This is a genomic window from Bordetella genomosp. 2 (genome assembly GCF_002261345.1).
GTDB lineage: Bacteria > Pseudomonadota > Gammaproteobacteria > Burkholderiales > Burkholderiaceae_B > Bordetella_A.
Window position 1 is genome coordinate 804253 of sequence record NZ_NEVT01000003.1, and the last position, 12602, is coordinate 816854.

General features: G+C 68.7%; 15 protein-coding genes. 12 read left to right on the top strand and 3 right to left on the bottom strand.

Going from position 1 to position 12602, the window contains the following annotated elements:
* Nucleotides 1-370 precede the first annotated feature (370 nt).
* The 4 genes from CAL24_RS05950 (at nt 371) to msrQ (ending at nt 3723) form a co-directional block, all read left to right on the top strand.
* Entirely contained in the window at nt 371-1336 is a 966-nt protein-coding gene (locus tag CAL24_RS05950; protein ID WP_028356371.1) for an RluA family pseudouridine synthase, read from the top strand.
* A 2-nt stretch (nt 1337-1338) separates the two neighbouring features.
* The gene (locus CAL24_RS05955; RefSeq protein ID WP_028356370.1) at nt 1339-1995 is read left to right on the top strand and encodes an HAD family hydrolase; all 657 of its coding nucleotides are present in this window, start codon (nt 1339-1341) and stop codon (nt 1993-1995) included.
* Nucleotides 1996-2078: 83 nt separating this feature from the next.
* A complete protein-coding gene (gene msrP, locus CAL24_RS05960) occupies nt 2079-3050 on the top strand; it encodes a protein-methionine-sulfoxide reductase catalytic subunit MsrP (protein ID WP_094806022.1) in 972 nt (323 codons plus the stop codon).
* 43 nt (nt 3051-3093) lie between these two features.
* Nucleotides 3094-3723: a protein-methionine-sulfoxide reductase heme-binding subunit MsrQ gene (gene msrQ, locus CAL24_RS05965; RefSeq protein ID WP_028356368.1), complete on the top strand. Its 630-nt coding sequence runs from the start codon at nt 3094-3096 to the stop codon at nt 3721-3723.
* Here the strand turns inward: msrQ and CAL24_RS05970 are convergent.
* Genes CAL24_RS05970 through CAL24_RS05980 form a run of 3 tightly spaced genes read right to left on the bottom strand, consistent with a single transcriptional unit; the run spans nt 3720 to nt 5847 of the window.
* Nucleotides 3720-4538, bottom strand: a complete 819-nt coding sequence (locus CAL24_RS05970; protein WP_038854078.1) for an N-acetylmuramoyl-L-alanine amidase — start codon at nt 4536-4538, stop codon at nt 3720-3722. The two genes, msrQ and CAL24_RS05970, sit on opposite strands and share 4 nt — an antisense overlap.
* Nucleotides 4535-5251, bottom strand: a complete 717-nt coding sequence (locus CAL24_RS05975) for an SAM-dependent methyltransferase (protein ID WP_028356366.1) — start codon at nt 5249-5251, stop codon at nt 4535-4537. Before CAL24_RS05975 ends, CAL24_RS05970 begins: the two co-directional genes overlap by 4 nt.
* Complete coding sequence (locus CAL24_RS05980; protein ID WP_028356365.1) at nt 5248-5847, bottom strand: Maf family nucleotide pyrophosphatase; 600 nt, start codon at nt 5845-5847, stop codon at nt 5248-5250. The genes CAL24_RS05975 and CAL24_RS05980 overlap by 4 nt, the downstream gene beginning before the upstream one ends.
* Nucleotides 5848-6044: 197 nt before the next feature.
* Between CAL24_RS05980 and CAL24_RS05985 the strand changes: the two genes are divergently transcribed.
* The 8 genes from CAL24_RS05985 (at nt 6045) to fabF (ending at nt 12563) form a co-directional block, all read left to right on the top strand.
* On the top strand, nt 6045-6638 hold the full coding sequence (locus tag CAL24_RS05985; RefSeq protein ID WP_028356364.1) for a YceD family protein: 594 nt from the start codon (nt 6045-6047) through the stop codon (nt 6636-6638).
* Between the two features lie 51 nt (nt 6639-6689).
* Nucleotides 6690-6872, top strand: a complete 183-nt coding sequence (gene rpmF, locus CAL24_RS05990; protein WP_094806025.1) for a 50S ribosomal protein L32 — start codon at nt 6690-6692, stop codon at nt 6870-6872.
* A 53-nt stretch (nt 6873-6925) separates the two neighbouring features.
* Complete coding sequence (gene plsX, locus CAL24_RS05995; RefSeq protein ID WP_094806502.1) at nt 6926-7990, top strand: phosphate acyltransferase PlsX; 1065 nt, start codon at nt 6926-6928, stop codon at nt 7988-7990.
* On the top strand, nt 7990-8976 hold the full coding sequence (locus tag CAL24_RS06000) for a beta-ketoacyl-ACP synthase III (RefSeq protein WP_028356362.1): 987 nt from the start codon (nt 7990-7992) through the stop codon (nt 8974-8976). Before plsX ends, CAL24_RS06000 begins: the two co-directional genes overlap by 1 nt.
* Before the next feature lie 82 nt (nt 8977-9058).
* Nucleotides 9059-9994, top strand: coding sequence for an ACP S-malonyltransferase (gene fabD / locus CAL24_RS06005; RefSeq protein WP_094806027.1), 936 nt, complete (start codon nt 9059-9061; stop codon nt 9992-9994).
* Nucleotides 9995-10042: 48 nt separating this feature from the next.
* Nucleotides 10043-10798 (top strand): 3-oxoacyl-ACP reductase FabG, encoded by a 756-nt coding sequence (gene fabG / locus CAL24_RS06010; RefSeq protein WP_028356360.1) that lies wholly within the window; start codon nt 10043-10045, stop codon nt 10796-10798.
* 114 nt (nt 10799-10912) lie between these two features.
* A complete protein-coding gene (gene acpP / locus CAL24_RS06015) occupies nt 10913-11152 on the top strand; it encodes an acyl carrier protein (protein WP_003813816.1) in 240 nt (79 codons plus the stop codon).
* Between the two features lie 181 nt (nt 11153-11333).
* Nucleotides 11334-12563 carry a beta-ketoacyl-ACP synthase II gene (gene fabF / locus CAL24_RS06020; protein WP_094806028.1) on the top strand — a complete coding sequence of 410 codons (1230 nt, stop codon included), beginning with the start codon at nt 11334-11336 and terminating at the stop codon, nt 12561-12563.
* Nucleotides 12564-12602: the final 39 nt, after the last annotated feature.

Sequence of the window (12602 nt, forward strand, 5' to 3'; positions counted from 1 at the left end):
GGCGGGCACGTCGTGCCGTACGGCACGCGGTTCTGTCAGCAGGGGGGTCAGGTTCACTAAGTGTGGTTGACGGAAGGGTTGCTGTGAACGGCAGGTGCGGCGGGGATCTGCCAGCACGCACCTGGTGCTTTAATTACGCGACGATTCTTGCAGTGCTTCAGAGCCGCTTGCGGCAGGCAACGGACCTGCGGACGGCGGGCAAAGCGTGCCACACCACCATCCGGCAGGGCGCGGTTGCGCCGGCGACCGAGAGGCCCCGGAGCTGAATGAGCAGGCAGTACAATGGCGGCCCGCGCGCTCGACGGAGACGCGCACAAATGCATCTCTACGCCAGGCGGCTTGTTCAGCCCCTTAAGGCTGTCCCGATTATATGTCGCTTTCCGCAATGCGCAAAGAAACTTCCTCTCCCGCCAGCTCGCCCGCGGTCCGCATGGTCGAGGTGGGGGCCGAGCACGAAGGCCAGCGCATCGACAATTTCCTCATGCGCCTGTGCAAGGGCGTGCCCAAGAGCCATATCTACAAGGCGATCCGGGCCGGCCAGGTGCGGGTAAACAAGGGACGCATCCAGGCCGACTACCGCGTGGCGGCGGGCGATCTTATCCGCGTGCCGCCCCTGCGGCTGCCGGCGCCCGGCGAGGCCCGTCCGGTGCCCGGCGCCGAGTTCCCGGTCGTCTACGAAGACGACGCGCTGCTGGTGATCGACAAGCCGGCCGGGGTGGCGGTGCACGGCGGCAGCGGCGTGTCGTTCGGCGTCATCGAGCAGCTGCGGGCGGCCCGGCCGCAGGCGCGCTTCCTGGAACTGGTCCATCGGCTCGACCGCGAGACCTCCGGACTGCTGATGGTGGCCAAGAAACGCAGCGCGCTGCTGGCGCTGCACGCCATGCTGCGCGAAGGCAAGGGCGACAAGCACTACCTGGCCCTGGTCGAGGGCGACTGGGTCAACGACCGCCAGCACATCCGCCTGGCGCTCACCAAATGGACCACCCAGTCGGGCGAGCGGCGCGTGCGGCCCGACCCGGCAGGGCAGGCCGCGCATACCATCGTCACCCTGCGGCAACGCTATGGGGGGTACAGTCTGGTGGATGCCGAATTGCGCACAGGGCGCACGCACCAGATCCGGGTTCACCTGGCGGCCAGCGGCTTCCCCATCGTCGGCGACGATAAATACGGGACGGATGAAGTCCGGGCGCGTTTCGCGCGCCAGGGGTTCGGGCGCATGTTCCTGCATGCGCACCAGCTGACCCTGCCGCATCCGCTCACCGGAGAAACCCTGCGGCTGACGGCGGAACTGCCCGCCGCCTGCCGGAAACTGCTGCAGCAACTGGAGAGCGCTTGAATATGCCCTATTCGCTGGTCGTGTTCGATTGGGACGGCACCTTGATGGATTCCACCAACGGCATCGTGGCCGCCATCCAGGGCGCCTGCCGCGACCTGGACCTGCCCGTGCCGACCGCCTCGGCCGCCAGCTGGGTGATCGGCCTGTCGCTCGAGAGCGCGCTGCGCCGCGCCGTCCCCGAACTGACCCAGGCCATGGTGCCGCGCTTCCTGGAGCGCTACCGCACCCATTATCTGCTGCGCGACCCCGATCTGAAGCTGTTCGACGGCATCGAGCCCCTGCTCGGCGCGCTGGCGGACCGCCAGGTGCGCCTGGCGGTCGCCACCGGCAAGAGCCGCGTGGGGCTGAACCGCGTGCTGGCCGCCACCGGGCTGGGCGGCGTCTTCGATGCCACCCGCACCGCTGACGAGACCTTCAGCAAGCCGCATCCGGCCATGCTGCACGAACTCATGGACGAACTGGGGGTCGAACCGGAACGCGTGGTCATGGTGGGCGACACCTCGCACGACCTGCAAATGGCCGCCAATGCGGGCGTCCACGGGCTGGGCGTGGCCTATGGCGCGCACAGCCCCCAGGAACTCCAGGGTTGCGGGCCGCAGGCGGTGGTCGACAGCGTGGCGGCGCTGCGCGAATGGCTGCTGCCGCGCGCGGGCGCCTGAGCCGGCGCGCCGCGGCCATGGAATAGAACGGCCTCGCGTTCGTCTGTAACAGGACTCGCTGCGCCCAGCACCAGGAGACCGTCATGTCGATACGCAAATCCGGCCACGAGCCGCTCCCATCCGAAATCACGCCGGAAGCGGTCTGGCAGTCGCGCCGCGCCTGGCTGGCGCGCGCCGGACTGGCTGCCGCGGCCGCCGGCCTGCCCGGCTGGGCCATGCGCCAGGCGGCCGCCCAGGAGCCCGGCGCAGCCGCGCTGCCCGGGCAGCCCAGCCCGCAGTTCACGGTCATGGACAAGCAGACGTCGTTCAAGGACGTCACCACCTACAACAACTACTACGAGTTCGGCATCGACAAGGGCGACCCCGCCCAGTACGCCGCCCGGCTGCAGACCCGCCCCTGGACGGTCAGCGTCGAGGGCGAAGTGCTGCGCCCGCGGACATTCGACATCGACGAACTGCTCAAGCTGGCGCCGCTCGAAGAGCGCGTCTACCGCCTGCGCTGCGTCGAGGGCTGGTCCATGGTGATCCCCTGGGTGGGCTATCCGCTGGCGGCGCTGCTCAAGCAGGTGGAGCCCACCGGCAACGCCAAGTATGTCGAGTTCACCACCGTCATGCAGCGCGACAACATGCCTGGCCTGCGCTATCCGGTGCTCGAATGGCCCTATGTCGAGGGGTTGCGGCTCGACGAGGCCATGCATCCGCTGGCGCTGCTGGTCTTCGGCCTGTATGGCAAGGTGCTGCCCAACCAGAATGGCGCGCCGCTGCGTCTGGCGGTGCCCTGGAAATACGGCTTCAAGTCGGCCAAGTCGCTGGTGCGCATCCGCCTGGTCGAGCGCCAGCCCACCAGCTCCTGGATGCAGGCGGCGGCGCGGGAATACGGTTTCTATGCCAACGTGAATCCGGACGTCCCGCACCCGCGCTGGAGCCAGGCCACCGAGCGGCGCATCGGCGAGGACGGCCTGTTCACGCCCAAGCGCAAGACGCTGATGTTCAACGGTTACGCCGAGCAGGTGGCGGCGCTCTACCAGGGCATGGACCTGAGGGCCAATTACTAGCGCCTGCTGGCGCCGGGAACCCGCATGACGAGGCCCTACTAGCATGGCAGGCACCCAGACCGCCCCGCGCCCGGCGCAGTGGTCGGCCGCGGCAATCGGGCGGTTCAAGCCCATCCTGTTCGCCGCCGGGCTGCTGCCGTTCGCCCGCTGGATCTGGCTGGGTTTCCACGATGGCCTGACCGCCAACCCGGTCGAGTTCCTGACGCGCTCTTCCGGCACCTGGACGCTGGTGTGCCTGTTGGTGACGCTGTCCATCACCCCTCTGCGGCGCCTGTTGCGGCAGCCGGCCCTGGTACGGCTGCGCCGGCCCTGCGGGTTGTTCGCCTTTTTCTATGGCAGCCTGCATTTCCTGGCGTGGGTATGGTGGGACCGCGGGCTGGACCCGGCCTCCATGCTGCGCGACGTGGCCGAGCGGCCCTTCATCACCGCCGGCTTCGCGGCCTTCGTCTGCATGACGGCGCTGGCGGCCACCTCGACGCAGTGGGCCATGCGCAAGCTGGGCCGGCGCTGGCAGGCGCTGCACCGCGCCGTCTACCTGATCGGGGTGCTGGCCATCGTGCACCTGTGGTGGCACAAGGCCGGCAAGCACGATTTCCAGCAGCCCCTGGCATACGGGGCGGTGCTGCTGGCGCTGCTGGGCTGGCGCGTGGCGGCCTGGCTGCGGGCGCGCTAGCCGGGCGCCGGCAGCGCCATCATGATGGCCGCCGTCTCGGCGTCCGGCCGCCCGCTGTAGTCGTCCGGGCGATAGTGCATCTGGAATGCCGCCAGTACATTGCGCGTGGCCCGGTCCAGCCGCCCGTGCTGCGGGCAGGCGTAGCCCAGGCGCGCCAGCTGCCGCTGGAACCAGGCAACGTCCGGCACGCCCTCGCGCTGCAGCGTGACCCAGTGCGCCGCCGCCAGGGCTTCGTCGTACCAGCGGCCGATACCGGCCTGCGCCAGTCGTTTCCAGGGGAAGAGCGGGCCGGGGTCGGTCTTGCGCTGCGGCGCGATGTCACTGTGGCCCACGATGTTCTCGGGCCGCACCTGATGCCGCGCGAGCAGGTCGTGCATTAGCCGCACCAGGGTCTCGATCTGCGCGTCGGCGTACGGCTGCCAGCTCGGCGCGCCGTCGGCGCCGTCCCGGCGGCCGGCGTTGACCAGCTCGATGCCGATCGACACCGGGTTCAGCGACACCTGGTCGTACCAGGCGCTCTCGCCGGCATGCCAGGCGCTGCGCGTTTCGTCGACCAGGCGGTAGACGCGCGGCCGCGCATCGTCGGTGATCAGGTAGTGCGTGCTGACGCCGCCGCGCGACAGCAGATCGAGCGCCCGGTCGCGCCCGGCCGAGGTGTAGTGCAGCACGATATAGCGCACCCGGCTGTCCTGGCTGGCCGCCGTCACCGATGTATCGATGTCGAGCCGGTCGGGCGCATGGCTGGCGCATCCGCCCAGCAACAGCGCCGCCGCCGCGAGCGCCGCCAGTCGGGCGAGGATGCGCGGCCGGCTCATGGGCGGCCGGCCAGGTACAGGAACAGGGTCGGCCGCTTGTCCAGCTCGGGCGCCGGGCGGGTTTTCCATTCGGCGATGCTGTGGGTGCGCACCCATTCGTCGGCGGTCGTCAGGGAGCGGGCCACGCACAGGCGCGTGTCGCCGCGCAGCGAGGCCAGCAAAGTGGCGAACATGGCCGCGTTGCGATAGGGCGTTTCGATCAGCAGCTGTGTCTGGTGGTGGCGCGCGGAGTGCTGTTCCCAGGCGCGCAATTGGCGGGCGCGCTCGGCCGGGTCGACCGGAGCATAGCCATGGAAGGCAAAGCGCTGCCCGTCCAGGCCGCTGGCCATCAGGCCCAGCAGGATCGACGACGGCCCCACCCAGGGGCGCACCTGCAGCCCCAGGCGGTGTGCCGCCGCCACCACCGCGGCGCCCGGGTCGGCCACCGCCGGGCAGCCGGCTTCCGAGACCAGGCCGATATCGCGGCCCTGGCGCACTGGGGCCAGCCATTGCTGTATCTGGCCGGCGTCGGTCTTGTCGGTCAGGGTGTGGATGGTGATTTCCTGCAGCGGGCGCGCCGTGCCGACCTGTTTCAGGAAGGCGCGCGCCGTCTTGGCATTTTCGGCGATATAGGTATCAAGGCTGCCGGCCAGGGCGCGGGCGTCGGCGGGCAGCCAGCGCTCGGGCGGGGCGTCGCCCAGCGCGACCGGAATCAGATGCAGGGCGCCGCTCATGCCGCGCCTTGCGTGAGGGGGTCCAGGCCGAACGAGGCCAGCATGCCGGTGAGCGCAATGAGCGGCAGGCCGATGATGGCCGTGGGGTCGTCGCTCTGGATCGATTCCATGAGGGCGATGCCCAGGCTTTCCGCCTTGGCGCTGCCCGCGGTATCGTAGGGCTCCTCGGCGCGCAGGTAGGCATCGATGGCGGCGTCCGTCAGGGGCCGGAAGCGGCAGCGCGTCACCACGTCGGTTTTTTCCACCCGGTTGCCGTCAGTCACCGCCAGGGCGCTGTGGAACTCGACCTGGCGGCCGGCCAGCGCCCGCAACTGGGCCCGGGCGCGGTCGAAGTCGCCCGGCTTGCCGATGGGCTGGCCGTCGGCCGTGGCGACCTGGTCGGAGCCGATCACGATGCAGCCGGGGCGGCGGGCGGCGATCGCCATCGCCTTGTCGACCGACAGCCGCAGCGCCAGCGCGGCCGGGGTTTCCCCCGGATGCGGGGTTTCGTCGACGTCCGGCGCAATGGCCTCGAACGGCAGGCGCAGCCGGGACAGCAGCTCGCGGCGGTAGCGCGAGCTCGAGGCGAGGATCAGGCGAGGGGGAGAAGTAGGCATGCAGAGTTTGACGGTGATACGTAAGTCACGGTATTATCTAACGTTTTGCGGGATTTTTGCAGGAGCCGGGGTTTCGTTGCCCGGGCCGTGGCAGCCAGGCCGTGACAGGCGGTGTGGCCCTGCGGCTCGCGTTGTCGGCCAAAGCATGTCAGCATGGAGTTCGCATGAGCAAGAATGAACGGACGGAAGCGGCCCGGCTGCCCAGTCCGGTTGGCTCGGCTGCGGCGAATACCGTGATCGATGCTTTTGCGTTGGCGCGCAAGGGCGATACGGTGCAGGGTACCGTGCCGCTCGTGCGCCTGGCCAGGGTTGTCGAAGGGCTGCCCGAGCAGCCCGGCGGCGAGGCTGGCCTGGTCAGGTGGTCGGTGCGGGGCGAAATCGGCAAGGGCGTGGCCAAGACCGGCATCGCCGCCGGCCAGCCGCTGCTGCACCTGCATGTGCAGGCCAGTCCGGTGCTGGTCTGCCAGCGTTGCAATGCCCCGTTTGCTTATGCGATAGATTCCCGGACAGTGCTGCAGTTGGTCGAGTCCGAAGACGAGCTCGACGACGACCTGTCCCTCGATGCGCAAGACCCGGATCTCGCGGACTCGCTGCCCGAAAAGGTGGTGGGCTCGCATCGCTTCGATCTGTTGGCCCAGGTCGAAGACGAGCTCATCCTGAGCATTCCGTACGTACCCAGGCATGATGAATGCCCGGGTGCGCAGGCCAAAGACGGCGACGCCCCCCAGGCTCCCGCCGCCGAGCGTCCGTCGCCGTTCGCGGTGCTCGAGCAACTGAAGCATAAAGATTAGGTCAACATCGGGCCGCATCGCGTACAATGCGGCCCGTTTCTAGGAGTCATCATGGCTGTTCAACAAAACAAGAAGTCCCCGTCCAAGCGCGGCATGCATCGCTCGCACGACTTTCTGGTCAATCCGCCGACGGCGATCGAGCCCAGCACGGGCGAAACCCACCTGCGCCACCACATCAGCCCGAACGGCTTCTATCGTGGCCGCAAGGTCCTGAAGACCAAGGCTGACGAATGAGCCGCGGCGGAGCCCGCGTCCCGGACGATTACGGCAGCGCTGAACTGGCAACCGTGATACGCATCGCCATCGACTGCATGGGCGGCGACTTCGGTCTGCCCGTCACGATTCCGGCCGCCATCGAGTTCGCCCGGAAATTCCCGGACTCCCGGCTGCTGCTGGTCGGCCTGCCCGACGCCATCGAGGCGGCGCTGGCCGAGCACAAGGACGCGCCGCGCGAGCGCCTGGAAATCGTGCCGGCCACCGAGGTCGTCTCCATGGACGACCCGGTCGAGGTCGCCCTGCGCCGCAAGAAGGACTCCTCCATGCGCCTGGCGGCCCAGGCCGTCAAGGACGGCCGCGCCGACGCCTGCGTGTCGGCCGGCAATACCGGCGCCTGGATGGCCATCTCGCGCTACGTGCTCAAGACGCTGGACGGCATCGACCGTCCGGCCATTGCCACGTCCATTCCCAACCAGACCGGTCGCGCCACTACCGTGCTGGACCTCGGCGCCAATGTCGACTGTACGGCGGAACACCTGCTGCAGTTCGCCATCATGGGCGCGGCGCTGACCCAGGCGGTCGATCGCCGCGACAATCCTTCGGTGGGCCTGTTGAACATCGGCGAGGAAGTCATCAAGGGCAACGAGGTGGTCAAGGAAGCCGCTGAGCTGCTGCGGCGCAGCCCGCTCAATTTCCAGGGCAACGTCGAGGGCAACGATATCTTCAAGGGCACGGTCGACGTCGTCGTCTGCGACGGCTTCGTCGGCAATGTGGTGCTCAAGTCCGTCGAAGGCCTGGCCAAGATGCTCTCGAGCGTGATCCGCGAGGAATTCAAGCGCAACCTCGTCACGCTGCTGGCGGGCGCCATCGCCAGGCCGGTCCTCAATCGCCTGCGCAACCGTGTCGACAACCGCCGCTACAATGGCGCCGCGCTGCTGGGCCTGCGCGGCGTGGTCATCAAGAGCCACGGTTCGGCCGACGTCTACGCCTATGGCTTCGCGCTGCAGCGCGCGCGCGAAGCGGTGGTGAGTAAACTGCAGGAACGCACCGCCCAGGCCGTGGCGCTCATCACCCAGCGCGTCCAGATGGGCGAGGCCGCCGCCGGCGCGCCCGAGGCGGCCGGGGACACCGTTTGATGGATACCGCAATGACTTACGCCGTGATTGCCGGCTCGGGCAGCTTCCTGCCGGAGCGGGTCGTGTCCAATGACGAACTGGCCGCCGAACTGGCCACGCGCGACATCGCCACTTCCGACGAATGGATCGTCGAGCGCACCGGCATCCGCCAGCGGCACCTGGCCGAGCGCGGCGTCACCACCAGCCAGCTCGCCACCGAGGCCGCGCAGCGCGCCATGGCCGACGCCGGCGTGCAGGCCGCCGATCTCGATCTCATCATCGTCGCCACTTCCACGCCCGATTTCGTCTTTCCCAGCACGGCCTGCCTGGTGCAGGCCAACCTGGGCGCCAAGGGCGGAGCCGCCTTCGACGTGCAGGCAGTGTGCAGCGGCTTCGTCTACGCCCTGAGCACCGCCGACGCCTTCATCCGGGCCGGCCGCGCGCGCTGCGCGCTGGTCATCGGCGCCGAGGTGTTCTCCCGCATCCTCGACTGGAACGATCGCCGCACCTGCGTGCTGTTCGGCGATGGCGCCGGCGCGGTCGTGCTCAAGGCCTCCGACCAGCCCGGCATCCTGGCCGCGCATTTGCATGCCGACGGCTCGCAAACCGGCATTCTCTGCGCCGCCGGCAACGTCGCCTATGGCGATGTCACGGGCGACCCGTTCCTGCGCATGGACGGGCAGGCCGTGTTCAAGCAGGCCGTCACGGTGCTCGACCGGTCGGCGCGCGACGTCTGCGCCGAGGCCGGCGTCGACGTGGCCGATGTCGACTGGCTGGTCCCGCACCAGGCCAACGTCCGCATCCTCAATTTCCTGGCGCGCAAGTTGCGTGTTCCCACCGAAAAAGTGGTGATCACCGTCGATTCGCACGCCAACACCTCGGCGGCCAGCGTGCCGCTGGCGCTCGACGCCGCGCGCCGCGATGGCCGCATCAAGCCCGGCCAGCTGGTGCTGATGCAGGGCGTCGGGGGCGGCTTCACCTGGGGTTCGGTCCTGGTGCGCATGTAACGCCGGGCTCGCCGTCCCGGGCGCCGCGCCCCGAGGTCGGGTTATCCTCATCGATTCTGTATTCAAGTCGATACATTCCATCATGAAAATCGCCTTTGTCTTTCCCGGCCAGGGATCCCAGTCGGTCGGCATGCTCGATGCCTGGGCCGGCAACGCGGCCGTGGCCGACGTCGTGGCCCGGGCCGGCGAGGCGCTCGGCCAGGACCTGGGCGCCCTGATCGCCCAGGGGCCGGCCGAGCAGCTCAACCTCACCACCAACACCCAGCCCGCCATGCTCACCGCGGGCATGGCCGTATTCGCCGCCTGGCGCGCCGCCGGCGGCCGCCTGCCCGACGTGATGGCCGGCCACAGCCTGGGCGAGTACGCCGCCCTGGCCGCTGCCGGCGCGCTGGCGCTCGAAGACGCCGTGCGCCTGGTGCGCATCCGCGCCGACGCCATGCAGGCCGCCGTGCCGGTGGGCACCGGCGCCATGGCCGCCATCCTGGGCCTGGACGACGACGCGGTGCGCGCGGCGTGTGCGCAGTCCGCCCAGGGCGAAGTGGTTGAGGCCGTCAATTTCAACGCGCCCGCCCAGGTGGTCATCGCCGGGCACAAGGCCGCCGTGGAGCGGGCCTGCGAGGCCGCCAAGGCGGCCGGGGCCAAGCGCGCCCTGCCGCTGCCGGTATCGGCGCCGTTCCATTCCAGCCTGCTGCGTCCGGCCGCCGAAGTGCTGGCCGGCGCCCTGGCGCAGGCCGAGGTCGCCGCGCCGCAAGTGCCCGTCATCAACAACGTCGACGTGGCCGCGCCCTCCGAACCCGCCGCGATCCGGGATGCGCTGGTGCGGCAGGCATGGTATCCTGTGCGCTGGGTCGAGACCCTGCGCGCCATGAAGGCGCAGGGCGTCACCCACGTCGTGGAGTGCGGCCCCGGCAAGGTGCTGGCCGGGCTGACCAAGCGCATCGACGGCGAGCTCACCGGCCTGTCGATCACCGACCCGGCCTCGCTCGACGCCGCGCTGGCCACGCTGGGCAAGGACTGACAAAGGCGCGCCCCGTGGCGGGGCGGGCCGCCGACAACGGAAACTGACATGGAAAAACAATCCGCAGATTTGCAGGGCAAGATGGCCCTGGTGACCGGCGCCACGCGCGGCATCGGCAAGGCCATTGCACAAGAGCTGGCGGCGCGCGGCGCCATCGTGGTCGGCACTGCCACCAGCGAGTCCGGCGCGCAGGCCATCACCGATGCGCTGGCGCCCCTGGGCGGTCGCGGCGTGGTGCTCGACGTCACCGATGCGCAGGCCTGCGACGCCCTGATCGAGGCGCTTGGCAAGGAAGCCGGCGGCGGGCCGCACATCCTGGTCAATAATGCCGGCATCACGCGCGACAACCTGGCCATGCGTATGAAGGACGACGACTGGTCGGCGGTCATCGACACCAACCTGGCGGCGGTCTTCCGCCTGTCGCGCGCCGTCTTGCGCGGCATGATGAAAGCCCGCTGGGGCCGCATCATCAACGTGACCTCCGTGGTGGGCGCCAGCGGCAACGCCGGCCAGGCCAACTATGCGGCCGCCAAGGCAGGCGTCGCCGGCATGTCGCGCGCGCTGGCGCGCGAGCTGGGCAGCCGCAACATTACCGTCAATTGCGTGGCGCCCGGCTTCATCGACACCGACATGACCCGTGCGCTGGGCGAAGACCAGACCGCCGCGCTGCTGCAGCAGATCCCGCTGGGGCGGCTGGGGTCGCCCGTTGACATCGCTCATGCGGTGGCCTTTTTATCGAGCCCCCAGGCGGGTTACATTACCGGAACCACCTTGCACGTCAACGGCGGCATGTATATGCAATAAGGCCGTCCCAGAACGGCCAGTCAGGGACACACAGTCATTTTTGTCACGGCCGGGCGTTGGCATTCCTCTACGCTTGGCTATAATTCGCGGGATTTTTCCCAATTGGAGATCTGCATGGAAAGCATCGAACAGCGCGTCAAGAAGATCGTCGCTGAACAACTTGGCGTCAACGAAGCCGAGATCAAGAACGAGTCCTCCTTCCTTGACGACCTCGGTGCCGATTCGCTCGATATGGTTGAGCTGGTCATGGCGCTCGAAGATGAATTCGAGACCGAGATCCCCGACGAAGAGGCCGAAAAGATCACCACCGTGCAGCAAGCGATTGACTACATCAATTCGCACGGTAAGCAGTAAGCTCAGCCTGTATTCTCCCGGACGCCACCGCCTTGCGGGCGCGGCCGGGAAGCGGGGCGGTTTCAGGAGTGCCGTGCGGTCCGTGCGCGGGGGCGTCCTAGCGATGTCTCCGCGGCCGGGCGGTCCGCACGCGCAGCGCATCCGAAAACCGCCTTTCTTTTGTCTGTTTTAGGAGTCATCCGTGAAGCGACGAGTCGTCATCACCGGCCTCGGTATCGTGTCGCCCGTGGGCAACGACATTTCCAGCGCCTGGGACAATATCGTCAACGGACGTTCCGGCATCGGCCGCATCACCCGTTTCGATCCCTCGGCCATCACCACGCACATCGCGGGAGAGGTCAAGGATTTCGACGTCACCGCATACCTGCCCGCCAAGGAAGCCCGCCAGATGGACACCTTCATCCATTACGGCATGGCGGCCGGCATACAGGCATGGCGCGACAGCGGGCTCGAAGTCACCGACGCCAACGCCGAGCGCATCGGCGTCATCGTGGGCTCCGGCATCGGCGGCCTGCCCCGCATCGAGGAAACCCAGACCGACCTGCTGGCCAAGGGCCCGCGGCGCATTTCGCCGTTCTTCGTGCCGGGTTCGCTCATCAACCTGATCTCGGGCCAGTTGTCCATCATGTTCGGCATGAAGGGCCCCAGCTATGCCGTCGTGTCGGCCTGCACCACGGGTCTGCACTGCATCGGCGACGCGGCGCGCCTGATCGAATACGGCGATGCCGACATCATGCTGGCCGGCGGCGCCGAGTCCACCGTGTCGCCGCTGGGTATCGGCGGCTTCGCGGCCATGCGGGCGCTTTCCACGCGCAACGACGATCCCGCCACCGCCTCGCGTCCCTGGGACCGCGATCGCGACGGCTTCGTGCTGGGCGAGGGCGCCGGCGTGCTGGTGCTCGAAGAATACGAACACGCCAAGAAGCGCGGCGCGCGCATCTACGGCGAGTTCGCCGGCTACGGCATGAGTTCCGACGCCCACCACATCGCCGCGCCCGACAAAGACGGGCCGCGCCGCGGAGTGCTCAACGCTCTGCGCAACGGCGGCATCAACCTCGACGAGGTCGACTACGTCAACGCGCACGGCACTTCCACGCCCCTGGGCGACAAGAACGAGTCCGACGCCCTGAAGCTGGCTTTCGGCGACCACGCCAAGAAGCTGGTGGTCAACTCCACCAAGTCCATGACCGGCCACCTGCTGGGCGCCGCCGGCGGCATCGAGGCCGTGTTCACCACCCTGGCGGTCTACCACCAGAAGTCGCCGCCCACCATCAACATCTTCAACCAGGATCCGGAATGCGACCTGGATTACTGCGCCAACCAGGCGCGGGACATGAAGATCGACGTGGCGATTTCCAATTCCTTCGGTTTCGGCGGCACCAACGGCTCCATGGCCGTTCGCCGGATCTGATTTGGACTTGCGCGCCGGGATCTCGGCCGCCGGACGCTG